Here is a 23,276-nt window from a genome sequence, read left to right as displayed (position 1 = left end):
GATTCCGCGGTGGGGGAGCCGCGGCGAGGGACAACCAAAAGGGGCGCGAATGCTACGCGAAGTCCTTGGCCGGAGTGTAGCCCGTCCACCGTGATGAGTCGTCCGCACGGGACCCTACGTAGCCTGACACCGTGCGACATGGTGCCGCACCAGAGTGCCGCACCAGAGTGCCGCACGATGACGAGCACCAGAGAGCACTGTCCTCGGGGAACTGACACGGCGCGGCATCCTCGCGACTCCGGGGTTCGCCGCCTGCTCACAAGCGGGCAGAGCCCCAGCGCTGGACAGAGTCCGCGGCGCCCCAGATTGACTCTCAGGTCAGAGGGGTGTGGAAACTGGAGCGGACGGGTAGGCGCGGGCCCGCACGTTCGACTGTTACCCCCCCATCACCGCGCCTGGGAGTCACTCCATGAAGCTTGCTACCCGAAACCGCCGCTCGTGGCGGGCCTTGCTCACTGCGGGCCTCTTCGCCACCCCCTTCCTCTCCTGCGGCCCGGCCCCGGAGACCGAAGTCCGGCCCCTCGAGGGCAGCCAGGAGGCCACGGGAGAAACGCGGCAGGGAGCCATCTCCTGGACGCTCGGCGCACAGTACGACGCGACGAAGAGCAACATCACCTTCAACGTCTACTCGTCGCGCGCCACGCGCATCGAGGTCTACCTCTACCAGACGCCCTACGGCGCCCAGGAGGTCGCGAAGTACGCCCTCACGAAGAACGAGACCACCAAGGTGTGGACGGTCACGCTCCCCGTCTCCACCATTCAGAGCAAGATCACCGGCCCGGTGTACTACGGCTACCGCGCCTGGGGCCCCAACTGGACGTACAACAGCAGCTGGACCAAGGGCTCCAGCCTGGGCTTCGTCGCCGACGTCGACGCGCAGGGCAACCGCTTCAATCCGAACAAGCTGCTCGTCGACCCCTACGCGCTGGAAATCAGCCACGACCCGACCAACGCCAACAACACGGACGGCACCCTCTTCGCCTCCGGCCCCAGCCACCGGCTCAAGGACAGCGGGGCCCATGCGCCCAAGAGCATCGTCCTGGCGCCGGACACCACCAGCTACGGCACCAAGCCCACGCGCGCGCTCAAGGATGACGTCATCTACGAGGTGCACGTGCGCGGCCTCACCCAGGGCGACTCGAGCATCACCTCCTGCCGCGGCACCTACGCGGGCGCCGCGCAGAAGGCCGCGTCGCTGGCGGCGCTCGGCGTCACCGCCGTGGAGTTCCTCCCCCTGCAGGAGACGGACAACGACGACAACGACGTCAACGCCACCTCCACCGCGGACGACAACTACTGGGGGTACATGACCCTCAACTTCTTCGCGCCGGACCGCCGCTACGCCTGCGACAAGTCGCCGGGCGGCCCCACGAAGGAGTTCAAGGCCATGGTGAAGGCCTTCCACGACAAGGGCATCAAGGTCTTCATCGACGTGGTCTACAACCACACCGGTGAGGGCGGCGCGTGGAGCTCCACCGACAAGAACACGTACAACCTCATCTCGTTCCGCGGCCTGGACAACCCCACGTACTACAGCCTCACCAGCGACATGCAGAACAGCTGGGACAACACGGGCGTGGGCGGCAACTTCAACACCCGCAACGAGACGGCGCGCAACCTCATCATCCACTCGCTCAAGTACTGGAAGGACGAGCTGGGCGTGGACGGGTTCCGCTTCGACCTGGCCTCGGTGCTCGGCAACACCTGCGAGCATGGGTGCTTCAACTACGACAAGACGAACGCCGAAACGGCGCTCAACAAAATCTGGAGCAACCTGTCCCCGCGGCCCGCGGCCGGCGGCACCGGCGCGGACCTCATCGCCGAGCCGTGGGCCATTGGCGGCAACAGCTACCAGGTGGGCAACTTCCCCAGCGGCTGGTCCGAGTGGAACGGCAAGTACCGCGACACCTTCCGCAAGGACCAGAACCAGATGGGCCTCGAGGCGGTGACGCCGGGCGACCTGGCCACGCGCTTCGCGGGCTCCTCGGACCTGTACTTCGATGACGGCCGCAAGCCCTACAACTCCATCAACTTCATGGTCGCCCACGACGGCATGACGTTGAAGGACCTCTACAGCTGCAACAGCAAGAACAACAACCAGCCGTGGCCCTACGGCCCATCGGACGGTGGCGAGGACAACAACCACAGCTGGGACCAGGGCGGGGTGGCCGCGGATCAGCGCAAGGCGGCGCGCAACGGCATGGCCTTCCTGATGATGAGCGCCGGCACGCCCATGTTCACCGGCGGCGACGAGTTCCTGCGCACCCAGTACTGCAACAACAACGTGTACAACCTGGACTCGAGCGCCAACTGGCTGAACTACGCGCTGAACACGGACCAGGCGAACTTCAAGACGTTCACCCAGCGGCTCATCGCCTTCCGCAAGGCGCACCCGGCGCTGCGTCCGGCCAACTTCTTCAGCGGCTCGGACACCAACGGCAACGTGATGGAGCAGATGCGCTGGTTCCAGCCGAGCGGTGCCGTGGCTGACACCGCGTACATGGGCAACAGCGGCAACCACGCGCTCGCCTTCCGCATCGACGGCACCGAGTTCGGCGATCCGGCCGCCGCCATCTACGTGGCCTACAACGGCTGGAGCGAGCCGGTGGAGTTCAAGCTGCCCTGGCCCTTCGCGGGCAAGAACTGGTACCGCGTGACGGACACCTGCCCCTGGGCCGAGGGCTCCAACCAGGTGGCCAGCCCCGGCACCGAGGCGCTCATCGGCGGCGAGCACACCGGCTACACCGTGTGCGGACGCGGGCTGATCGTCCTCATCGCGAAGTAGCTCTCACCCAGGCAGCGCAGGACCTTTTCGCGGGGCGCGGCGCCAACACGGGCCGCGCCCCGCTGTGTTTTCCCCGAGCAGCCACACTCCGTGCGAACCACCGTGGGACATGGCGTCTGGGACGCTCCAGATTGTGAGACGGTGGGAGTAGGTGGGGACGCAACTTTCGTGGCGCTTCGGCGACAATTCCACCGTTGTCATTGATTTTCAGTGCGCCCCCCCGGCTCCCCCCCTCCGGAGTTGACCCCGTGAGCACCGTTACCGCCTCGTCCCGCACCAACGTCCTCCGCACCACCACTGCTGCCTCGTCCGCGCCGACCCTGCCCACGGGCACGCTCTCCAAGGGGGCCTCGGGCACCGCGGTGAAGCAGCTCCAGTCGGCCCTGGTGAAGCTGGGCTTCATGACGCAGGCCCAGATGAACACCGGGCCGGGCACCTTCGGTCCCCAGACGGAGGCCTCGCTGAAGAAGTACCAGGCCGCGAACAAGCTGACGGCGGACGGAATCTACGGCCCGAAGACGCGCGCCGAGATGCTCAAGGACCTCACCCCTGGCAAGCCGGCCACCTCCGTCACGGCTCCCGCGGCGGGCCTGGAGCGCGGCGACAGCGGCGCCGCGGTGAAGCAGCTCCAGACGGCCCTGGTGAAGCTGGGCTTCATGACGCAGACGCAGATGAACTCCGGCCCGGGCGTCTTCGGCCCGCAGACGGAAGCGTCCGTGAAGAAGTTCCAGTCCACGTGGAAGCTCGGTGTGGATGGTGAGTACGGCCCCAAGACGAAGGCCGCGCTGGAGAAGGCGCTCGCTGGCCAGAAGCCGCCCACGTCGTCCCCTGCTCCCTCCACGCCCGCTCCGTCCACGCCCGCCCCCGGCAAGGTGACGAAGCCGGACATGAAGTGGGTGCCCTCGGCCAACTACGGCTCACGCAACGGCGCGGACATCGACAGCATCATCCTGCACCACACCGCCTCCAACAACACCGCGGGGGACCTGGCGACGCTCACCAAGAAGGGCACGGACGTGAGCGCGCACTACCTCATCGGCAAGGACGGCACCATCTACCACCTGGTGGATGACAAGATGGCGGCGTGGCACGCGGGCAAGTCGTCGCTGCACGGGGACACCAGCCCCAGCGTGAATGCCCGCTCCATCGGCATCGAAATCACCAACGACGGCAGCGGCAAGACGCCCTTCACCGAGGCCCAGTACCGCGCCCTGGAGAAGCTCGTACCGTACCTGGCCAAGACGTACAACGTCCCCATGAAGAACATCCTGGGCCACAAGGACGTGGCCCCGGGCCGCAAGATTGACCCGGCGGACAACTTCGACTGGGGCCGCGTCCGCCGCGCCACCGATGCGGTCATTTAGAACTACAACGCCGATGCCGCTCCGCCACGCGATAGAGTTGGGTGAGGGAGAAGTCCAGCAAGGACTGGCACGAGCGCATGTAGTGGCGAGCCCGCAGAAACGGAAACCATACACGGTTGCCTACGAGCACCTGCGCCTCATCGAGTTTCTGGCGAGGTATCCACGTGCCACCCAGGTTGCGCACCAGCACCTCGCCCAGGTATGCGCCAATGGCGGGCACGGCGTGCTCGTCGATGGCTTCCCGCAGGCGGCTCTTCGGGAATTCCTCGCGCCAGAAGTAGAAGTCGGCATCCGTGAGCGACTCTGGCGTTGCATCGAAGACGGAGGGCACCTCCGTGTGCAGCAACGCCACGAGGTGCTCGGCGTAGAGGCTGTACTGCTCGAGAGCCCGCTCCAGGTTGTCCACGTCCGGGGGCAGGGCGGAGTCGGCGGGGCGCCACTCCTCGGGCTCGGGTGGTTGCCACGCGTTGAGCTCGGCAATCCTGCGCTGGCGCACGTGACTGGCGGCGCGGTCCACCACACGCGAGAGGAGCGGGGCCAGGTCCGGGTGGAAGCGGGGCTCCACGGGGGCGAGCATGGCGCTGCGCTCATGCAAGGTGCGCAGCACGGTGTCGAAGTCGAGGTCCGGCCGCAGGTGAGCGTGGGCGCGGGCTTGCGCGAGCCGGGCCTCCTTGCTCGCGAAGTCCGCAGCGGTGGGCCATGTCACCAGGAGGACGGAACCATTGGGCAACTCATCTACCCGGTGAGCCGGCGTGGACAACATGCGCTCGCGACCGACGGTGTCCACCAGCTTTGGACCAAAGACGTTGAGCCAGAACACCTCGTAGACTTTGTCGAAACCGTCTCTGCGCCGAGTCTCGTCGTCGCGGCCGAAGTTCGGCGAATCCGTAAATTGCGTGTCATCAGTGCTGTGGGCCTTAGCGTGGGAGACCGGGTAGCGGGAGGCCCAGGCGCGCACCATCTCGATGAACTGGCGACAGCGCTCCGCCTCCACGAAGAAGGAGAGCGGCTTCACCTTGATGATGATGTCTAGTTCGGGAGTCCGCGGTGGGAGCCACAGCTTAAGGCGGCTGTCCAGCGCGGGCCACTCCGTCCGGTAGAGCCCCATGGCCGTGCTGTCCCCATCGCGCCGCTCTTCCAGCGCCTTCCAGATGGCGGCGCGGGCGTACTTACGTTGCCGCTTGCCGTTAACGACGTCCGGCATCCATCCGTCGGCGTACTCCTCAAGCGCGTCGAAGAAAGGCTCCAACTCGCTCTTTAGTGCCGCTTGTGGGTCAAACGCACCATTGAAAGTGAACCAAAGGCAGTCCTCCGGCTTCAAATCGTGCACGCTCAGCACCTTCATTGGAACAGCACCTCCACGCCCGGAACCTCTTTCCTGGCTTCCTCCACGGCTGCCTTCAACTCGTTTACATCCGTGGGCTTGAGATCGCCGCCCTCGTAGACGAGGCGGACCCGCTGGACGGGCACCTTGCTGTTTTCAGGGAAAATGGACTGGAGGGAGTCCCGGCGGATATCCAACCTCTCTCCGTACTTCTGCAGAGCCTCCCTCGCGTCCTCAATCATCTGCGCTTCCAGGGCTTCGTACTTCAGCCCCGAGAGGTCGCGGCTCTTGAAGCTGAACGTCTCCACGCGCCGTGGGTGCCCGGCGAGCTCGCCCTCTTCGATGACGAGCACAACCGCATAGCGCAGGCCGGAGCCCGCCTTCCTCACGCCCACGTTCGTCTCGATGCGGGGATTATCGAAGTCCCCGAGGAAGCTGCGCTGGGCCCGAGGCTTCTTCGCGTCAGCCTTCAGCAGATTCACCATGTCGCGCTCGAAGGCCATCCCCCGGGCAAACCACGCGCGCATCCGCTCGTAGCCCTCCCATTTCAGGGGGCCCTTGGTAGCCGTGCCCTTCTCCACCTCATTTAAGCGCTTCTCATAGTAGTCGACGTACTCGCGCCAGCGCGGGTTGCCCCGGGCCTCGGGCGATGAAGCATCGACGAGGGGGCGGTGCTGCTTCAGCACCTTCGCGTCCTTGGGAAGGCGAGGGCCCATTGCCTCGAGCTCCGCCGCAGCGAGCTTTGCCTCCACTACAGACGGCGTGTGGCCCACCCTTTCGTCCACCAGCGAGGCCAGGGTGCCCTGGCGCTCCGTGGCCGAGGCCCTCATAGGAGAGGGGCGTGCGACCTCGTCGGCTGCGGCGGCAGCTTCTCCAGCGCGGGTCCCCGCACCGCTCTTCACGGGCGGGGAGCCCGTGGCCCCGGGCCTGGCCTTGGACATGAGTGGCCGAGCCTTGGCCATGTCCCCCCGGGCCTCGTACAGGGCCAGGGCGGCGTCCACCCCTCCCACGGCCACGAAGCGTCCCGCCTCACGTCTGGCTTGTATGTAGCGAGCCAGCTCTCGCAGGCCCTCCACGCCCGCGCCCAGCCGTGCTTGCAGTTCCCGCGTCCTCGCCGCGAGGAGACTCACTCGCACCCGCACCGTCTCGAGTCCCCGCTGGAGTCCGGCTCCTCCTCCCCGGGCCTCGTACAGGGTGCGCACGCCCTTGCCACCCACATACAGGGTTGCCAGCAGCGCGACGGGCGTTAGCTCGCGCACGGCCTGCTCGTACTCGCCGTGCGAGAGCGAGTACAGCCCGTGGCCCGTACCCGCCCCGAGGTAGTAGAAGCCCAGCGGCACGCCGAAGGTGAGGTGGTCCACGCTGCCCAGCACCACGTTGCCCGCCGAGTAGTGCTGCGTCGCCGCCTCCCGCTCCACCTCGTCGAGCTCCTGCTGGTAGGACGGTGGGAGCTGGCCTCGTTGCCGGGAGTAGTGAGTGTACCAGGCATTCTTCTCCTGCTCATGGGTGAGCAGGTCGGTGACGGCGCGGCCTGCCCCCCGCATCAGGTCTCCGGGTTGGAAGTCCCTGTCCGGACGGGCCGAGAGCTTCAGGCTCCGCGCGTCCAACTCCGCACGAGCCCTGGGCATCAGCCCCAGCGTGGTGTCCAGCCGCTTGTCCCGGGCCAGCCAGAAGAGAATCTCTCGCAGCTCATCGTCATAGGCCGAGTCGAGGAGGAAGCGGACGAACACCTCGGCATGGGCGACTCCATACTTGTCCGTGGCATGAAGGATGAACGCGAGACGCTTGCGGTTGAGAGTGTCGGCCGCGTCCTCTCGCACGGGCCCCAGCGCGCCGAGTCGCACGGCATCCCAGTCCGTGAGCGACTCCACCAGCCGGGGCATGTCCACGTACTCCTGGAGTGCAACGTATTCCGCGGGCGAAGTGCACGAGAGGAAGGGGGCGAGGAGTGCTTCGCTGTTGTTGGAGAAGAAGTCGGGCCAGCCCGGGGGCACGGCCTGCCCTCCGCAGGAGGGCGCCTTGCCCGGACTCACCAGGGCAGCGTCCGCACCCAATCCGCGGGCGCCACGGCGGCGGTGCAGCCGCTCCTGCTCACCCGCCTCGGCGAAGAAGACATGCTCGCCCAGCTCGGTAGACGCAAGAGGAGAGGGCGCCTCGAGCGGGGGCGCAGTGGCCGCGGTGTCTCGCAACGTGGAGAGGGCGTGGGGGCCCTCCGCGGGGCTGCCGCCTTGTCGCTGCGGAAGCGTGACGCAGCCGGTGGAGAGCAGCACAGCCCCCAGCAGCGCCGCCCACCTGTGCGCCAGGGCCTCAGCACGCATTGTCCACCCCTTGCGACCGGTGAGCATCGCGTTGGCCGACCTCTGAACGGAACAGGCGCTTAGCGGAGGCCTTCTCGGTGGGGGGCCGGGGCGGGCTCGGCCTCGGCCTCGGCCTCGGCTTCCACGGTGACCAGCGGAGCATTCGCCGAGCGCAGCAGCGCCAGCGCGGGCTGCTCCTTGCGCAGGGCCACGTAGCCCTTCACCGCCACCTCCAGGCCCACGTCCCGCTTCGCCCGCTCCGACAAGAACCACTTGTGCTCCAGCACCTGGCAGTAGATCTCCGCCTCGTCCGCCGCGGGCCCGAGCTCCTTCTGCAACCGGCTCACCGTGGGCCGGAAGCGCTCGTCCAGCCAGCGGAACGCCGCCACGCTCAGGGGCACGCTCCGGTTGACCTCGCGTGTCAGCGTGGCCTTCATCTCGCGGATCTCGTTGAGCAGAAGCGCGGCCTGCCGCTCCTCGGCCACCACGCCCGTGAGGTTGTGCAGTTGGTGCCGGTGGTACTCGCGGTCCGTCACGATGGTCCGCATCCGGAGCTGGCTGCCATCGCCGCTCGCCACCAGGTCCACCTCGCCCACCGAGAAGCCCAACTCGTTCAGCGCGCGGATGCGCTCGTGGATGCGATAGCTCTCGCTCGGCGAGATGGAGATCTCCTTGTGCGTCTCCGTCCACAGACGCTCGTAGCGCTGGCGGATGCTCGGGGCCGTCGCGTACACGTCGAGCGTCGAGGGCAGCTCCACCATCGCCGCCAGGTCCGCGAGCCCCCCGGTGACGTTCTCCTCCATGATGAGCAGATCCAACTCGCGCTGACCGTCGGAGAGCTTCGTGTGCAGCTCCGAGGTCTCCGCGTCCACCGCGTACGCCTGGAGCTCGCCCGCATCGCGGCGGAAGAGGACGTTGGACAGGGAGCAGTCACCCCAGAAGAAGCCGCCCAGGTGCAGCCGCACCAGCAGGCTGGCCATCGCATCCAGCAACCGCTCGCGGTAGCGCTCCAGGCCCCTGTTCATGAAGAGCACGCGGTAGGGCAGCGACGATGGCAGGTACTGGGTGATGAGGATGGCCTGCTCCTCCCCGGACCGATCCGTGGCCCGCACCCGCGTGAGCCCCACCGCCGTCACCGCGGGCAACCGACGATCCTCCAGCCCGCGCAGCACGTCGTACTCGCGCTGCCCCACGGACACGGGCAACTCCTTGAGGGCGTAGATGTCCGCGCCATAGCTGACGAACACCACCGTGTGTCTGGAGAGACCCCGAGGGACCTCCACCAACCGCGAGCACACCTTCTGGTTCCACTCCTCCAGTGGCAGGTGCCACGGCAGGTCCAGGAAGTCGGGGTGGCCCTGGCGCAGATGCAGCGCGGTGAGCCCTCGGGATGGCGTCATGTGCGCCATCCTATCGCGTGCCTGTCCCCGGAAACCCCGCTTCTCGGATTCATTCATGAAATGGACTCCACCCAACACACGGGGGCGTGCACTCTCTGGACGGCTCAATAGAATCCGCGCCCCATGCAGACCCTTCAAGGATGGACAGCCCTCGTCACGGGGGCCAGCGCGGGAATCGGCGAGGCCTGTGCCCTCGCTCTCTCCAAGGCCGGAGCGCGGCTCGTGCTCGCGGGGCGCCGGGGAGACCGGCTCGAGGCCCTGGCGGCGAAACTTCAGACGCCCGCGCACCCGCTCGTCCTCGACGTGCGCTCGCGCCAGGACGTCGAGGCGTCGCTCGCCTCCCTGCCCCCCGAGTTCGCGGACGTGGACGTGCTCGTCAACAACGCAGGCCTTGGCCTCGGCCTCGAGCCCGCGCACCAGGCGTCGCTCGACGACTGGGAGACGATGATCGACACCAACTGCAAGGGGCTCGTCTACGTGACGCGCGCGCTCCTGCCCGGCATGGTGCGACGCAACCGCGGGCACGTGGTGAACCTCGGCTCGGTGGCCGCCACCTACCCCTACCCCGGCGGCAACGTCTACGGCGCCACCAAGGCCTTCGTGCATCAATTCACGGAGAACCTGAAGGCCGACCTCGCGGGAACGCGCGTGCGCGTCACGGACATCCAGCCCGGCATGGTGGAGACCGAGTTCTCGCTCATCCGCTTCAAGGGAGACGCCGGCCGCGCCAACAAGGTCTACGAGGGCATGGAGCCACTCACCGCGGCGGACATCGCTGACATCGTCCAGTGGTGTGTCACCCGCCCCGCCCACGTGAACATCAACGTGGTCGAGGTCATGCCGGCGGACCAGGGCTTCGGCCCCTTCAACGTCAAGCGCCGCTGACAGGCATGGCCTCCGACGAGAGCAAGAGGACGGTTCACTGCGCGGACGCCCTGGCGTGGCTGGAGGGCCAGGGCGTGCTCGCCGGGTGCTCGATCATCACCTCGATGCCCGATGTGTCCGAGTTCCCCTCGCTCTCCCTCGCCGAGTGGAAGGACTGGTTCATCCGCACCGCCGCGCTCGTCCTCTCGCGCTGCCCCGACGACGGCGTCACCATCTTCTACCAGACCGACATCAAGAAGGACGGGACGTGGGTCGACAAGGGTTACCTCGTCCAGAAGGCTGCCGAGCAGCAGGGACACGCGCTGCTCTGGCATAAAGTCGTCTGCCGCGCGCCGCCCGGGGGTGTCACCTTCGGACGGCCGGCGTACTCCCACATGCTGTGCTTCTCAAAAGGCATTCGCGCCGACCTCGCGAAGTCCACCGCCGACGTGCTTCCCCAGGCGGGCGAGGTGACGTGGACGCGCGGCATGGGCGTCGAGGCCTGTCTCGTGGCCTGCCGCTACGTGCTGGACAACACCCCCACGCGCACCATCGTGGATCCCTTCTGCGGCCATGGCACCGTGCTCGCCGTCGCCAATGAGCTCGGGCTCGAGGCCGTGGGCGTTGAGCTGAGCGCCAAGCGCGCCAGGAAGGCGCGGACCCTGCGCATGCCGCTCAAATGAGCGGTCCCGGAATGAACGGGACCTCGCCGTCCCGCTGCTCCGCGCCCTCCAGCACGGGCCGCATCTCCATGCCGAGGAAGTCATACAGCGCCGTCATCACCGCGTGCGGCTGATCCCACATCACGTAATGCCTTGCGTGTGCCACCCGCACCAGCTTCGCGCCCGGAATCTCCCACGCCAGCCGCTCGCCCCATTTCACTGGCTGGAAGGTGTCGTCCACGCCCCACACCAGCCGCGTGGGCACCGCCACGTGCGCCAGCTTCGCCGCCAACTCCTGCGTCTGGTTTGTGTCCAGCGCCGCCGCGTTGCGCACCAGCGACGTCTTGCCCACCTCCGTCGCATACGGCTCCAGCAGCCCCTCCAGAACGCCATCCGGTGGCGCCGTTGCGAAGCCCGTCCGCTTCAGCGCCATCCTCAACGCCCGGTGCACCACCTGCGCTGACAGCCTCCGGGCCACGCGCGGGTGCCCCAACTGCACCATCATCTCGATGGGCCACGAGTCGAAGCAGATGCTGTTCATCAGACACAGCCTCGACACCCGCTGGGGAAACCGCACCGACAGGTGCTGCGCCACGCCTCCACCAATGTCGTGCCCCACCACCACCGCGTTCCTCACCCCCAGCCGCTCCAGCCACGCGTCCATTGCCTCCGCCTGCCGGGCAATGGAGCGATCGAAGCCCTCCCGCCGGTCCGAGAACCCGTACCCCAACAGGTCTGGAATCAGCACCCGGTGCGTCAGGGAGAGCGCCGGCAGCAGCCCGCTCCACAGAAAGCCCCACGTGGGAATCCCATGCAGGAGCACCATCGGCTCGCCCTGCCCTTCATCCACGTAGCTGATGAAGCGGTGGCCCAGCTCCACCACCCGCTGCCTCGCTTGATAGTCGCGCCAGTTCATCGCAGCTCCTCCGCCACCACGAAGTCCGGCACCAGACGAGCCTCGGCCGGGAAGGGCAGCCTCCGCTCCAGGTCTCCCACGTCGCTCACCAGCGTCGCCATCCCGAGCACCAGCACAGGCAGCCGCCACTCGAACTGGTCCGTCACCCGCTGGATGACCTCCACGTCCTCGCGCAGTACGACCAGCCGCTCCCTGGACAGCGCCACCTCGTACGGCAGTCCCCGTGCGAGCCGCCGGGACGTCGCCAGCAGCGCGTCACAGGCACGAGCCCACGGCTCCCCCTTCATCCTCGGCCGCAGCCGCTCCCACGCCGCTTCCAGGTACTCCGGCCACAGCGCCAGCCCCCGGAACTCCCCCGGCACCGATGGGGGGCCCACCGTCTCGAGGATGTCCGTGAAGAGCCGCCGCAGCCGCGCGTCGTCCGGCCACTCCGGCACCCACTCCATGGCCATCATCCGAGGCGGAGGCCCCCGCGCTATCCGCTCCGCGCTCCCCAGGGGCTGCAGCGCACCTACGCGCTCGTCCTGCAACGCCAGCTTCACCGCCGAGGTGAACACCAGCATCTTCGGATTCAGGTAGTGGTACAGCTCCAGCGCGCCGCGCAGCTGGTAGCGCTGGCTCTCCCCCAGGCGCACCGCGTCCCACGCTCCCAGCCGCCCGAGGCGATTCACCGCCGCCACCGCCTGCGCGCGCACCTCGTCCGCGGCCGACTCGAAGGCCCGCGTCTCCGTGTTCGGCCCCATCGCCTCCCACATCCCCACCAGGAAGCGCTCAAAGCCCGCCCAGGTGCGCACGGTTACATCCAACCCCGTCACCCGCAGGGACTGCCTCATCTCGTAGAGCACCCGCTCGACGTCCCCGTGCGCCTCGCGCTCGCTCACCTGCTTGGGTCCGGCCATGGACGCACCTCCTCCGGTCGGAAGATGGGCTGTGCATCCATGGGTGAACAGCGCGGCCTGCCTGGCTGCTCGCTCTACCCCGAGTCAGCTAGCGCTTGAACGTCACCTCCTCCAGGACTAGAGCGCCGGGGCAATTCAATATCATCTTCACATCGCATGACAATGAATGTTCCAATCACGCACGCTGGGGCCGTTTGCTAGAATAAGCTCTCGCGTTTCTCCCCGAGCGCGACACGAAGCGATCTTTAATCTGCGTCTTCCCATGTCTGGTTGAATTCCAGAGGGAGAAAGCGCAGGAGTGAAGTTGGGCCTCGAGAACAAGCGGACTGAGGAAAAGCGAGAGCGGCACGACATCCATGTACGTCAACCAGTACAGCGGTGGCTATTGACTCTCAAGAGTTGTGGCACTCTGTTGTTAATCATTGGATTACTGGGAGGCGTGACGGCCGTTGCCGAAGAACGACCACGAGCCTGGCCGTGGCCTGGTCCATATCCATGGCCAAGTCAGAACGTTTATCAAGAATTGGTAGTCCAGTACGCCACCAACCGTATCTGCCGGATCATGGATCAAGGCACGTGCAAGGAATGGGATACGGTGAAGCTCCGCTCCTACAACGGCGGGCTCGTCGGCCCCATCATCGAGGTGCGACCTGGGGACACCTTGCACGTCCACTTGAAGAACCAGCTCCCGCCGGAGCCGCGTCCCCCCACGCCCGATCCCAACGTCCCCCACGGCTTCAACGTCACCAACCTCCACACCCATGGGCTGCACGTGTCTCCGGCCGGAAACTCGGACAATGTGCTGCTGGCCTTCGGTCCCCAGCAGGAGTTCGAGTATGAAATCAAGGTCCCCACCGACCACCCCGCCGGAACCTACTGGTACCACGCCCACAAGCACGGCTCGGTCGCCATCCAGGTCTCCAGCGGCATGGTCGGCGCGTTGATCGTCCGCGGCGACATTGACGAGCTCCCCGCCATCAAGGCCGCCCAGGAGCGAATCTTCGTCTTCGAGCAGATTCCCTACGCGCTGATCGACGATCCCTACGTCCCTGGCACGAAGGCCAACATGATCGAAACCTACCAGGTGTTCATTCCGGACCGCTGGGAGCTGTCCGGCCGGCGGACCCTCATCAATGGGGAGTTCATCCCCACCTTCAAGATGAGGCCCGGAGAGGTCCAACGCTGGAGGTTCATCCATGGGGGCACCATGGAGGCGCTTCGGCTCAAGCTCGTACGCGAGAGTGACGCGCGGAGCGTGATGATGCAGCACCAGATCGCTCACGATGGCATCACCAGCGGCCGGCTTGACTCCGTCATGGAGACGGAGATGTTCCCCGGCTACCGGGTGGACATCATGGTGAAGGCCGACCAAAGGCCGGACACCTACCTGCTGATAGACGAGGCGAGCCCTCCCGAGCGTGCTCTCAATGGTCGAGCCGAGACGCGCAAGGTCCTGGCTCGCGTCGTGGTGGAGGGCCAGAGCGTCCAGATGTCGCTGCCCGACGAGCAGGCCCTCGCCGCGCTGGTGCCCCTCACGCCCATCTTGAACGAGGAGCTCACCGGTACCCAGGAGGTGAAGTTCGACGTGGATCTCAGCGTCAACCCTCCCAGGTTCCTCATCAATGGCAAGCCGTATGACCCGAACGCCCCTCCCCGGCGGCTCGTGCTCGGAAAGGTGGAGGAGTGGATTGTCTCCTCGTCGCGCGTCCAGGGCCACCCCTTCCACATCCACGTCAATCCCTTCCAGGTGATGATGAGCAACGGGAAGCACATCTGGAAGGACACCCTCTTCGTCGGTGCGAACCAATCCGTCCGGTTGCGCACCCGCTACGAGCGCTACGTTGGAAAGTTCGTGATGCACTGCCACATCCTGGACCACGAAGACCTGGGCATGATGGAGCTGCAGGAGATTGTGCCTCCAGACTCGGGGGGCGGCGGACACCACCACCAGCACTGAGCCTGAAACACACCGGGCTGCCCGGCAGGGAGTGGCCGGACAGCCCGGTGCGAGAGCGCCATGCCTCCGCGGCTTAGGCCGGAGCGCTGGAGGTCATGGGCTCCATGACGGGCGCCTCGCCAGCGAGCCCGAAGAGGTCATGCAGGAGGCGGACGGCCTGGTCCGCAGCCGCCGCATCCACCAGGCAGCTCACCCGCAGCTCGTTCACCACCAGGCCCGACACGGAGATGCCGTGCTGATTCAGGCAACGGCATAGGCGGGCGGCGATCCCCGGATCCGAGCGGAGGCCAATGCCCACCAACGAGACCTTGGCCAGGCCGTCCGACACCCGCAGCTCACGGGCCCCCAGCCGGGTCGTGAACTGCTCCAGGGACTGCAGGGAGCGGCGGAGGTCTCCCTCTGGAAGAGTGAAGTTGATGTTCGCCTGGGTGCTCTCCGGCGAGCAGCGGGCATGGCAGAGCATGTCCACGCTCACGTTCAGCTCGGCCAGCAGGTCCGTCAGCTCCGCCACCTGCTCCGGGCTGCACTCCACCCCGAGCAGCTCCACCCGCGCCTGTCCCCGCTCGCAGGCCAGGCCCGACAGCCTCCTGGCTTCGAGCACCTGCTCCCGCGGAAGAATCCGCGTCCCCTCCTCCTCCGAAAACGAGCTGCGTACGTGCACGGGAACCTCGTATTTCATTGCAATCTCCACACTGCGCACCTGAAGGACCTTGGCGCCCAGGGACGCCAACTCGAGCATCTCTTCGTAGGAAACGGCACTCAGCTTCCGGCCGGAGGGGCAGACACGGGGATCTGCCGTGTAGACCCCGTCCACGTCCGTGTAGATTTCACAGACGTCCGCCCTCAGCGCCGCCGCCACCGCCACCGCCGTGGTGTCCGAGCCGCCTCGTCCCAGGGTGGTGATGTTGTTCTCGGCATCCACCCCCTGGAAGCCAGCGACCACGGCGATCTGCCCTCGCGCGAGGGCCCGACGGATGGGGCCCTGCTCCACCCACTGGATACGGGCCCGGGTGAAGGCCTTGTCGGTGAGCACCGGGAGCTGGTGTCCCAGCAGGGAGAAGGCCTGTCCTCCCTCCGCCTGGATGGCCAGGGCGGTCAACGCCACCGACACCTGCTCCCCCGTCGCGGCAATCACATCCAGCTCTCGCGAGTCCGGCAAGGGGAGGAGCTGGTGCGCCAGCTTCAACAGGCGATCCGTCTCGCCCGCCATGGCACTCACCACCACCACCACGTCATTGCCGGCGCGCTGGCACTCCAGCGCGATGCGGGCGATCCTTCGGATGCGATCAATCCCCGCCACCGAGGTGCCCCCGAACTTCTTGACGATCAGGGGCCGCCGCTGACCTAGCGGCACCACGCCACCTCCCAGCGGCGACCCAATCACCGTGGGCTTCATTTCACCACCTCCTCCACCACCGGGGACCACTGGACGTGGGCACGGTTCGGTTGGTTCGGGTGGTTCGGGTGCTCCCAGGAGACCTGAGGCCTCGGCTCCCCGTCGATGAGCCCGCGGCTCCCCAGGATGATCTCCTGCAGGCGGGTGAGCGTGGCGCGAGCGGACTCCCGCTGGAAGATGTTACGCCCCACGCACAGACCGGTGGCGCCGCAGCGCACCACCTCCTCCGCCAGGAAGAAGATCTCCTCCTCCGAGCGCACCGCCCCTCCCGCGAAGAACACGGCCGTGTGTTCCACGATGCCCTCCAACAGCGTGGGCATCAGCGAGAGATCGTCAGGGGCGGCCAGCTTGAGTGCATCCGTCCCCAACTCCACGCAGGCCCGCATCAGGTGCCGCTGCCTGGCCAGCCGGTGCTCCAGCTTGTCGCTGGGGACCTTGTCATAGAGCATGGTCAGCACAGGCAGGCCGTAGCGCTGGGCCTCGTCCACGACCGTCCCGAGCATGGTCAGGTTGTGGGCGTCGTTCGTCCCATCGAAGTTGACCTGCAGGGAGACCGCGTCCGCCCCAAGCCGGAGCGCCGCCTCCACCGACGTCAACCGCTCCTTGCGGTCCGGGCTCGAGGCCAACGACATCATGCCATTGAGATGGACCATGACGCCGATGCCCTTCAACAACTCACTGCTCCCAAGCCGATCCACCATCCCCTTGTGGGCAATGATGCCCGTGATGCCCGGGTGCCCAATCCAGCGGGACACCTGCTCAACACTGGCCAGCCCCTCCACCGGCCCGATCGACAGTCCATGATCGATGGGCACGATGATCCCCCTACCACTCCGCCGGTCCAGGAAGTGCGACCAGCGGATCTGCTTGGCAACGCCATTCATTTTATTCAGCCTCCAAATCCCTAGATGATGAGGTGCCGCGCCATGCACCTCTCAGGTCTCGATGATGTGCTCGTCGACCTTGATGCCCACGTGGCGGCCGGGCCGGGCCAGGTGCGCGAGCACCTTGTCACCGGGGCGCAGCTCGGTGATGTTCAGCGGCTTGGCGTCATCCGAGAAGATTCGGACGTGCCAGTCGTCCTGCATGAGGATGTTGATGTGCTCGCCGCTCTGGAACGCCGCCTCGATGAGCCGCAGGGGGCGGACCTCCGTCTTCATGCGGCCCACGCTCGCCCGGCGCGCCTTGCCGGTGCGATCCACGATCATGATCTGCGAGCCCGCGCGCAGCTCACTCATGTAGTCCGTGCGGTTGCCGAAGTTGTACACGTAGCTGTGGACCGCGCCGGCGTTCACCCGGAAGGGACGCAGCTCCATGTACGGCAGGAAGAAGACCTCCGGGCAGCAGAGGATTCCGCCCTGCGAGGTGGAGCCCACCAGCATGCCCTCCGTCGGGGAGAACAGCGTCGAGGTGTCGATGCAGCTGCGGTAACCCATGCCCACGGGCACGCTGCGCACCAGGGTGGCCACCTCCAGCTTCACGTCCGAGCGCTCCAGCTTGCCCAGCCGCGAGGTGAACTCGCTGAGCACCTCGTGGGAGCGCGGCGAGAACATGACGCCGTCCGCGCCGACCTCCATCACGCCCAGGGTGACGATGGCGTCATCCACGTCCGTCGGCGTGTTGATCTCCTTGATGAGCACGGTGTGCGTGGCCTGCAGCGAGGCGATCACCAGCTCCAGCGGGATGTTGGTCGGGTCTCTGAAGCGAACGATGAGGTAGTCGTGGCTGGCGCCGTCCTGGATGGACTGGTGCAAGCTGGCCCCGTCATCCACGTAGGAGCGGAAGCACGTCTTCAGCCCCAGCTCCGCGGCCTTCTGCAGCACCGTGTGCTCGGAGCTGGCCACCACGACGTCCCCGCCGAGCTGCTTCAAGGCCTTCAGCCGCTCGAGGTCCTCGATGCTCCGGGCGTTGAAGACCTTGAGCATGCGCGCCGGGATGGCGGGCGCGAGCGCCTCGATGTTGTCCGGGTAGAGCAGCACGCCGGTGTAGGACAGGTTGACCACCCGCGCGAGCAGCCCCGCGTTGTCATTGGGATTGGTCAGGCCGGCCGTATCGAACCAGACGATGAGGGCGCTCGCGTCTTCCACGCGGTTGCGATCGCCCTCGATGCGTTCAAGCCGGATGCGCTCCCGCTTCTGCATGGACACGGCGTCAGTGACATTGTTGCTGATGGTTGTGGTCATGATTGTGTTTCCCCCCCGGCGCTCCATTGGATGTGTACCGCCCGCGGCGTCTGTCTTGCCGGGATGAGTACCGCGAACGGAATCCTTGCTCCGGCTACTGCTGCGACGTGGACACGTAGATCGGCTTGCCTGCCATTCCGAAGGAGATCAGCTCCTTGCGGTCATAGAGGGTCCCCTTGGGGACGAGCTCCACGTTCAATCGGACGTCATGGTGCTCCTCCAACCGGGACAGGAGCGTTGGCATCAGCGCGTCCCCGTCCCGCTCCTTCTCCACCACGAAGTGCAGCCGCCCGTCTGGCTCGGTATTCACCCTCCAGAAGCGCCGGCTGGGCAGCTGGGAGACGATCTCCTCCAACTTCCAGAGATCGAACGGCTTGCCCTTCACCCACAGGAGGTCATCCTCCCTGCCGCGGATCCGCAGGGTCGACGTCTCACCACATCCGCAGGGCTTCTCCAGGAGCTGGACGCGGTCCCCGGTGATGTAGCGAATCATCGGCGAGGCCCTCGGGGTGAGCGACGTGACGACCAGGTTCCCCGTCTCGCCCGGTGCCACCTCCTTCTCGAACCGCTCATCCAGCACTTCCATCCAGAAGTGACCCCGCCAGGGATGGAGCTGCTGCTCCCGACAATCCATCGCCTGGGGCCCCGTCTCGGTCATTCCATAATTGTCATACACGGGGACACCCCAGAGTTCCTCCAGGAGCTGACGTCGGTACTGAGTCAGGGGCTCCCCAGCGCAGCAGATGGCTCGCAGGTGCGGAAAGTCACGACGAGGCTCGAACCCCGCCATCTCAGCCGCCTCGGCGATCATCACCGCTGACAGAGAGATGGTGGCGAGCACTGTGACTTGCAACTTCCTCATGAGCTCGATGACTCGCGGCAGCGGGGTGATGCTCGTCCGGCTGTCCGCGGGGATCACGCAGGCGCCCTTGTACTGAGCGGCGCCATGCACGAAGTGCCCGATGGTGGAGAGCGCATAAGGGAAGCGGATGAGCACCCGATCCCCGGGCGTGAACCCAACGCCCCACTCCGAGAAGCGCGAATGGATCTCCTCGAGGTCGTCACCGCTGAACCAGGAGGAGACAGGCGTACCCGTGGTCGCGGACGACTCGTGGTACTGCCGCAGCTCCTGAGGCGGAACACAGACGAGGCCGTGAGGTGACTGTTGGCGCAGGTCTTCCTTCGTCGTGAAGGGTAGCCGCTGGAACTCCTCCCAGGAGCGAAGCGGTGTGTCTGGAATGCGCTCCCTGTAGAAGGCGGAGCTGCGCGCATGCCGCAGCACTTCATTGATGCGCTCCAGGCGTTCTGACATCTCCATGAGTCGGATCCCCCCGTGTTCGTGTTCAGGCCAGGTGGAGCAGCCCGCGGATGTTCCCGCCGAGGATCTGCTCGCGTTCACGGTCCGAGAGGGGCAGCAGGAAGACCTTCTGCAGCTCCAGGGCCGGATGGGAGAGCGGGTACTCGGAGCCGAAGATGACCTTGCTCGCCCCCGTCTTCTTCACCGTCTCCGAGACGTGCAGGTAGCTGCCGAGCGACGTCTCCAGGAAGAGGTTGTCCAGCTCCGCCGCCGCGTTCGCCGCCTCCACGTCCGTGGGGAGCGCGCCCATGTGCTCCAGGATGAAGTTCGTGCGAGGGAACTTCTTGGCCAGGAGGACGTAGTCGGCGGTGTTCGCCCCCGGCCTCCACCCATTGTGGGAGATGATGGGCACGCCGCGCTCGCCGCACAGCGTGGCCAGGGCGGCCATGTTGTCATCCGGGAACGAGAACTTGTGGACCAGGGGCGACACCATCAAGCCTCGGAAGCCCTGCTCCAGGTACTGCTCTAGCTTCTCGACGGCCTGAGGATCGCACGGGTCCACACAGGCCATTCCGATCAGCATGGGACTGGACTGGACGGACTGGCTCACATAGTCGTTCTTCGGGACCGCGTCTGGCTTCTTCTGGCCGGACACGTACTCGCTCATCTTCCTCACATCCAGCATGGCGCCCGGGCAGATGACGGCCTGCTCGATACCGCTCTGCCTCAGCACCTTGAGGTACTGCTCCGTGGCGCCGTAGGTGGTGGGAGAAACGTGTGCATGTGCGTCGATAATCATGAAAGGACTCCTGAGACTGCCGGGTGAATCACTCACGGACGACGCGGGTGGCCTTCGCCGTCGGGCGAGGCAGGTGATCGACGAGCTCGATGTCGAAGAGCAGGCCGGTCGAGGCCTCCATCCTGTTGGCGATCATCGCGGCCAGCTCCGAGGAGGGCTGGACGCCGTCCGCCAGCTCGCAGCGAATCTTGATGCGCGCACTGTCCGAGGCCGGCATGACGAACTGGAACCAGTTGCCCACCTCCGGAATCCTCAGCAAGAACTCCTCCACGAAGAAGGGGGAGAACGGCTTGCCGCGGAAGTAGATCTGATCGAACGCGCGGCCCTTCATGTGGAACCGGGTGAGTGTGGAGCCGCAGGAGCACGGGGCGGTCTCCAGGCAGCCCAGGTCTCCCGTGCGGAACCGGATGATGGGGCTGTCGTAGCGCAGGAGCGCCGTTACGACGATCTCCCCAATCTCTCCCGGCGGCAGCGGTGCCCCGGTCTTGGGGTCCACGATCTCCATGAGGACGTGGGCCTGGGCCAGGTGATACCCACTCTGGGCATCGCACTCGATGCCGAGCATCCCGCACTCGAGAGAGCCGTAGAAGTAGTTGGCCGTGGTCCCCCAAATCTTCTCCACGCGCTTGCGGAAGGCAGGCGAGCATCCCTCGCCGGTCAACCACATCTTCTTCATCCCCAGACTCGTCAAATCGAACCCGCCTCGTGCCGCCTCCTCCGCCAGGATCATGGACCAGGAGGGGCTGGTGACGACGACGTTGGGACGCAAATCCCGGACCATCTTGAGCGTCTTCGCAGGAGTGGAATACGCACCACCCTTCCCGGCCGGGATGACCGTGGACTGGTAGCCGTCCATGAAGGTCTTGTGGAAGGCGAGGCCCGCCGTGCTCATCTCGTACGGAAGGGCATTGAGGCACACGTCGCCAGGTCCAACTGGGAACAGCCTGGTGTACCGCGGGGAGAGATCATTGAGCAGGTAGTCATTCCACGTGTACGCCATGTAAATCTCTTCACCGCCCGTCGTCCCGGTGGACACCTGCATGAGCACGACGTCTTTCTTGTCGCAGGTCAGCAGGAGCCAGGGCTTCCCGCGGAGCTCGTCCTTCGTCAGGAAAGGGAGCCGGGTGATGTCCTCCAGCGACTCGATGTCGTCAGGCGAGACCCCAACCTGGCGCATCTTTTCCCTATAGAAGGGAGAATGGTCATACGCGCGCCGGACCACGGCCTCGAGGGCTTCGCGCTGATACCAGGCCAACGTCTCGGGAGGCATGCAGTCCGCCTGTCCCTCCCCAGAGAAGTAGCGAGAGATGACGGGAGGCGTCTGAAGGCCGTGCAATCTTTTTTCAAAACTGAAACGCATAACGGGCACCTTTCTCTGCAAGCCAACGCGTGGGCCTTTGGCGGGGGACAATCTGGACACGACTCAGCCCCGCGCTACGGGGCCCAGCTCGACAGGCAGTCCCCGTCCGCGAGGCAGGAAGACTTTGGGGAGGGGCTACAAAGACTCACTCCCCTGAGGCCTCAAGCGGATGCAGCCACCACGGAAAGCTTGGCGGCTTCGCTCTCCCGCAACACCTTGTCCACCCAGTCGAGCTCCAGGTTGAAAGCGGCGCGCACTTCCGCCAGCGGTCTGTCCATCAACCGCTTCCAATCCGTACCGAACAGCCGCTTCGCCCGTCGCCCCAACAACCACCCTCGTGCCACTTGTGGCATCACCACCTCACAGAGCTCGAATCGGCTCAGGAAGGTGAAGACCAGCCCCACCACGAAGACCCCCATCGACACGCGTGAGCCGTTCTGCGCGAAGTAGAAGGCCTGCAGCCCCATCTCTCCCGCGGAGTCCGGACGGAAGCCCGTCACCACGTGCCAGAGGTCGTGCGTCTCGAAGAGGTGGGCTTTCACGTAGCTGGCCGCGTCGGGCGCCTCTTGCACGCGCAGCAGGTTCGGATCCAGACGGTACTCGCGCAGCAGCTCCACGAAGGCGCGCCCCAGAGTGCCCTCGGGCAGACGGCTCAAGGCCTCCACATCCACGTGACCCAGCCGGGGGCGTTCTCTCAACACTTGAGCGAGCACAGGGTCCCGAGACATTCGCTCCACGACCTTCCGGGCCGTATCCGTCGAGGCATACATCGCTTCGATCAAATCGAAGACCCGATTGGCGTCATCGGCGTTGCGGACCATGCCCAGAACAGCACGGCTGACACGAAACAGCTTTAGGATACGACGCATGACGTACTTCCTCCTTGCATGGTGAAACACGCACCCCAGCCAACATCCGAGCCTCCCCGCGGGGAGGGAGCGCCGGAGCTTCGCTGCCTGTGCATGGGCCGGGAATCATCTCGACGAGCTAGGGACAAGCTGGGTCGAGACAAGACGCGAATCAACTCAGCATTCCTCTGAAGCTCGGTCCCTCGCGGGTTCCTGGCTCAATCTGAATTTTCAGCCCCAGGGGGCAATTGTCTCTCTTCCGCGAGCGGGCTACACGCCCACGGCCCACGAAAGGAAACACCATGGCGAGAATCCTGGTCATCCATGGCCCCAACCTGAACCTGCTCGGAAGGAAGGAACGGGAGATCTACGGCTCCGATACACTGGCGGAGATCAACCGCCAGCTCTCGGAGGTTGCCCGGCAGCACGCCGTCGAGTTGGAGTTCTTCCAGTCCAATCACGAGGGGGCGATCATCGACAAAATCCAGGAGGCGATGGAGACCGCCAGAGCGGGCATCCTCATCAATCCGGGAGGCTTCACCCACTACAGCATCGCCATTCGAGACGCCTTGAGCGCGGTGGCCCTGCCCACCGTCGAGGTCCACCTCTCCAACGTCCATGCCCGAGAGGAGTTCCGCGGACGCTCGGTGATCGCCCCGGTGTGTATCGGACAGGTCGGTGGGTTTGGAAAACAAAGCTATGTGCTGGGCCTCCTGGGATTGTTGAAGCACCTCGAGCGGGATGCTGCCACCATGTGAGCGCCCGCTCGCGAACAATCCATGGGGCTCTCATTTCCTGAGGACGACGCGAAAGCGACATTTCACTCAGACACCGTTTGACTTGACCTGACTGGCCGGGTTCTGCTTGCCCATGCGTGGCAAGCAGTCCTTGCCCACGCACACACAGCCGTCGAGCCAGGACGTCG

18 protein-coding genes are annotated in these 23,276 nt (G+C 66.0%); 6 read left to right on the top strand and 12 right to left on the bottom strand.

What is annotated here, in order from left to right:
* Positions 1–409 precede the first annotated feature (409 nt).
* Positions 410–2,785, top strand: coding sequence for an alpha-amylase family glycosyl hydrolase (locus F0U60_RS01825; RefSeq protein WP_395813268.1), 2,376 nt, complete (start codon positions 410–412; stop codon positions 2,783–2,785).
* A gap of 248 nt (positions 2,786–3,033) precedes the next feature.
* Entirely contained in the window at positions 3,034–4,149 is a 1,116-nt protein-coding gene (locus F0U60_RS01820) for an N-acetylmuramoyl-L-alanine amidase (RefSeq protein WP_395813266.1), read from the top strand.
* Here F0U60_RS01820 and F0U60_RS01815 read toward each other — a convergent pair.
* From F0U60_RS01815 to F0U60_RS01805, 3 genes are all read right to left on the bottom strand, one after another.
* Positions 4,142–5,494 (bottom strand): hypothetical protein, encoded by a 1,353-nt coding sequence (locus F0U60_RS01815; RefSeq protein ID WP_395813264.1) that lies wholly within the window; start codon positions 5,492–5,494, stop codon positions 4,142–4,144. The two genes, F0U60_RS01820 and F0U60_RS01815, sit on opposite strands and share 8 nt — an antisense overlap.
* On the bottom strand, positions 5,491–7,467 hold the full coding sequence (locus tag F0U60_RS01810; protein ID WP_395813262.1) for a hypothetical protein: 1,977 nt from the start codon (positions 7,465–7,467) through the stop codon (positions 5,491–5,493). Before F0U60_RS01810 ends, F0U60_RS01815 begins: the two co-directional genes overlap by 4 nt.
* A gap of 383 nt (positions 7,468–7,850) precedes the next feature.
* Positions 7,851–9,170, bottom strand: coding sequence for a DUF4032 domain-containing protein (locus tag F0U60_RS01805; protein ID WP_395813260.1), 1,320 nt, complete (start codon positions 9,168–9,170; stop codon positions 7,851–7,853).
* Positions 9,171–9,293: 123 nt separating this feature from the next.
* On the opposite strand from F0U60_RS01805, the gene F0U60_RS01800 reads away from it, so the two are divergent.
* Both F0U60_RS01800 and F0U60_RS01795 read left to right on the top strand, forming a co-directional pair.
* A complete protein-coding gene (locus F0U60_RS01800; RefSeq protein WP_395813258.1) occupies positions 9,294–10,055 on the top strand; it encodes an SDR family oxidoreductase in 762 nt (253 codons plus the stop codon).
* 5 nt (positions 10,056–10,060) lie between these two features.
* Positions 10,061–10,717: a DNA methyltransferase gene (locus F0U60_RS01795; protein WP_395813256.1), complete on the top strand. Its 657-nt coding sequence runs from the start codon at positions 10,061–10,063 to the stop codon at positions 10,715–10,717.
* Here the strand turns inward: F0U60_RS01795 and F0U60_RS01790 are convergent.
* On the bottom strand, positions 10,710–11,612 hold the full coding sequence (locus tag F0U60_RS01790; RefSeq protein ID WP_395813254.1) for an alpha/beta fold hydrolase: 903 nt from the start codon (positions 11,610–11,612) through the stop codon (positions 10,710–10,712). The two genes, F0U60_RS01795 and F0U60_RS01790, sit on opposite strands and share 8 nt — an antisense overlap.
* Positions 11,609–12,511 (bottom strand): halocarboxylic acid dehydrogenase DehI family protein, encoded by a 903-nt coding sequence (locus tag F0U60_RS01785; RefSeq protein WP_395813252.1) that lies wholly within the window; start codon positions 12,509–12,511, stop codon positions 11,609–11,611. The genes F0U60_RS01790 and F0U60_RS01785 overlap by 4 nt, the downstream gene beginning before the upstream one ends.
* A gap of 595 nt (positions 12,512–13,106) precedes the next feature.
* Between F0U60_RS01785 and F0U60_RS01780 the strand changes: the two genes are divergently transcribed.
* A complete protein-coding gene (locus F0U60_RS01780) occupies positions 13,107–14,468 on the top strand; it encodes a multicopper oxidase family protein (protein ID WP_395813250.1) in 1,362 nt (453 codons plus the stop codon).
* A gap of 73 nt (positions 14,469–14,541) precedes the next feature.
* On the opposite strand, the gene F0U60_RS01775 is transcribed toward F0U60_RS01780, so the two are convergent.
* The 7 genes from F0U60_RS01775 to F0U60_RS01745 form a co-directional block, all read right to left on the bottom strand.
* Positions 14,542–15,864, bottom strand: coding sequence for an aspartate kinase (locus F0U60_RS01775; protein ID WP_395813248.1), 1,323 nt, complete (start codon positions 15,862–15,864; stop codon positions 14,542–14,544).
* Entirely contained in the window at positions 15,861–16,748 is an 888-nt protein-coding gene (locus F0U60_RS01770) for a class I fructose-bisphosphate aldolase (RefSeq protein ID WP_395813246.1), read from the bottom strand. Before F0U60_RS01770 ends, F0U60_RS01775 begins: the two co-directional genes overlap by 4 nt.
* Before the next feature lie 51 nt (positions 16,749–16,799).
* Positions 16,800–18,047 carry a 3-dehydroquinate synthase II gene (locus tag F0U60_RS01765; protein WP_395813244.1) on the bottom strand — a complete coding sequence of 416 codons (1,248 nt, stop codon included), beginning with the start codon at positions 18,045–18,047 and terminating at the stop codon, positions 16,800–16,802.
* A gap of 94 nt (positions 18,048–18,141) precedes the next feature.
* On the bottom strand, positions 18,142–19,365 hold the full coding sequence (locus tag F0U60_RS01760; protein WP_395813242.1) for a phenylacetate--CoA ligase family protein: 1,224 nt from the start codon (positions 19,363–19,365) through the stop codon (positions 18,142–18,144).
* Between the two features lie 25 nt (positions 19,366–19,390).
* On the bottom strand, positions 19,391–20,143 hold the full coding sequence (locus F0U60_RS01755) for an amidohydrolase family protein (protein WP_395813240.1): 753 nt from the start codon (positions 20,141–20,143) through the stop codon (positions 19,391–19,393).
* A 28-nt stretch (positions 20,144–20,171) separates the two neighbouring features.
* A complete protein-coding gene (locus tag F0U60_RS01750) occupies positions 20,172–21,479 on the bottom strand; it encodes a phenylacetate--CoA ligase family protein (RefSeq protein ID WP_395813238.1) in 1,308 nt (435 codons plus the stop codon).
* 185 nt (positions 21,480–21,664) lie between these two features.
* Positions 21,665–22,372, bottom strand: a complete 708-nt coding sequence (locus F0U60_RS01745) for a Coq4 family protein (protein ID WP_395813236.1) — start codon at positions 22,370–22,372, stop codon at positions 21,665–21,667.
* 281 nt (positions 22,373–22,653) lie between these two features.
* On the opposite strand from F0U60_RS01745, the gene aroQ reads away from it, so the two are divergent.
* Complete coding sequence (gene aroQ / locus F0U60_RS01740; RefSeq protein WP_395813234.1) at positions 22,654–23,109, top strand: type II 3-dehydroquinate dehydratase; 456 nt, start codon at positions 22,654–22,656, stop codon at positions 23,107–23,109.
* Positions 23,110–23,276: the final 167 nt, after the last annotated feature.

It is taken from the genome of Archangium minus, assembly GCF_044360475.1.
GTDB classification, from domain to species: domain Bacteria; phylum Myxococcota; class Myxococcia; order Myxococcales; family Myxococcaceae; genus Archangium; species Archangium minus.
This window is presented reverse-complemented; position numbering and strand designations above follow the sequence as displayed.

Excerpts from the sequence above, each read along its gene's own strand:
- F0U60_RS01825 (WP_395813268.1), top strand. The coding sequence starts at position 410 with ATGAAGCTTGCTACCCGAAACCGCCGCTCGTGGCGGGCCTTGCTCACT.
- F0U60_RS01815 (WP_395813264.1), bottom strand. The coding sequence starts at position 5,494 with ATGAAGGTGCTGAGCGTGCACGATTTGAAGCCGGAGGACTGCCTTTGG.
- F0U60_RS01805 (WP_395813260.1), bottom strand. The coding sequence starts at position 9,170 with ATGACGCCATCCCGAGGGCTCACCGCGCTGCATCTGCGCCAGGGCCAC.
- F0U60_RS01800 (WP_395813258.1), top strand. The coding sequence starts at position 9,294 with ATGCAGACCCTTCAAGGATGGACAGCCCTCGTCACGGGGGCCAGCGCG.
- F0U60_RS01795 (WP_395813256.1), top strand. The coding sequence starts at position 10,061 with ATGGCCTCCGACGAGAGCAAGAGGACGGTTCACTGCGCGGACGCCCTG.
- F0U60_RS01790 (WP_395813254.1), bottom strand. The coding sequence starts at position 11,612 with ATGAACTGGCGCGACTATCAAGCGAGGCAGCGGGTGGTGGAGCTGGGC.
- F0U60_RS01785 (WP_395813252.1), bottom strand. The coding sequence starts at position 12,511 with ATGGCCGGACCCAAGCAGGTGAGCGAGCGCGAGGCGCACGGGGACGTC.
- F0U60_RS01775 (WP_395813248.1), bottom strand. The coding sequence starts at position 15,864 with ATGAAGCCCACGGTGATTGGGTCGCCGCTGGGAGGTGGCGTGGTGCCG.
- F0U60_RS01770 (WP_395813246.1), bottom strand. The coding sequence starts at position 16,748 with ATGAATGGCGTTGCCAAGCAGATCCGCTGGTCGCACTTCCTGGACCGG.
- F0U60_RS01765 (WP_395813244.1), bottom strand. The coding sequence starts at position 18,047 with ATGACCACAACCATCAGCAACAATGTCACTGACGCCGTGTCCATGCAG.
- F0U60_RS01760 (WP_395813242.1), bottom strand. The coding sequence starts at position 19,365 with ATGGAGATGTCAGAACGCCTGGAGCGCATCAATGAAGTGCTGCGGCAT.
- F0U60_RS01755 (WP_395813240.1), bottom strand. The coding sequence starts at position 20,143 with ATGATTATCGACGCACATGCACACGTTTCTCCCACCACCTACGGCGCC.
- F0U60_RS01745 (WP_395813236.1), bottom strand. The coding sequence starts at position 22,372 with ATGCGTCGTATCCTAAAGCTGTTTCGTGTCAGCCGTGCTGTTCTGGGC.
- aroQ (WP_395813234.1), top strand. The coding sequence starts at position 22,654 with ATGGCGAGAATCCTGGTCATCCATGGCCCCAACCTGAACCTGCTCGGA.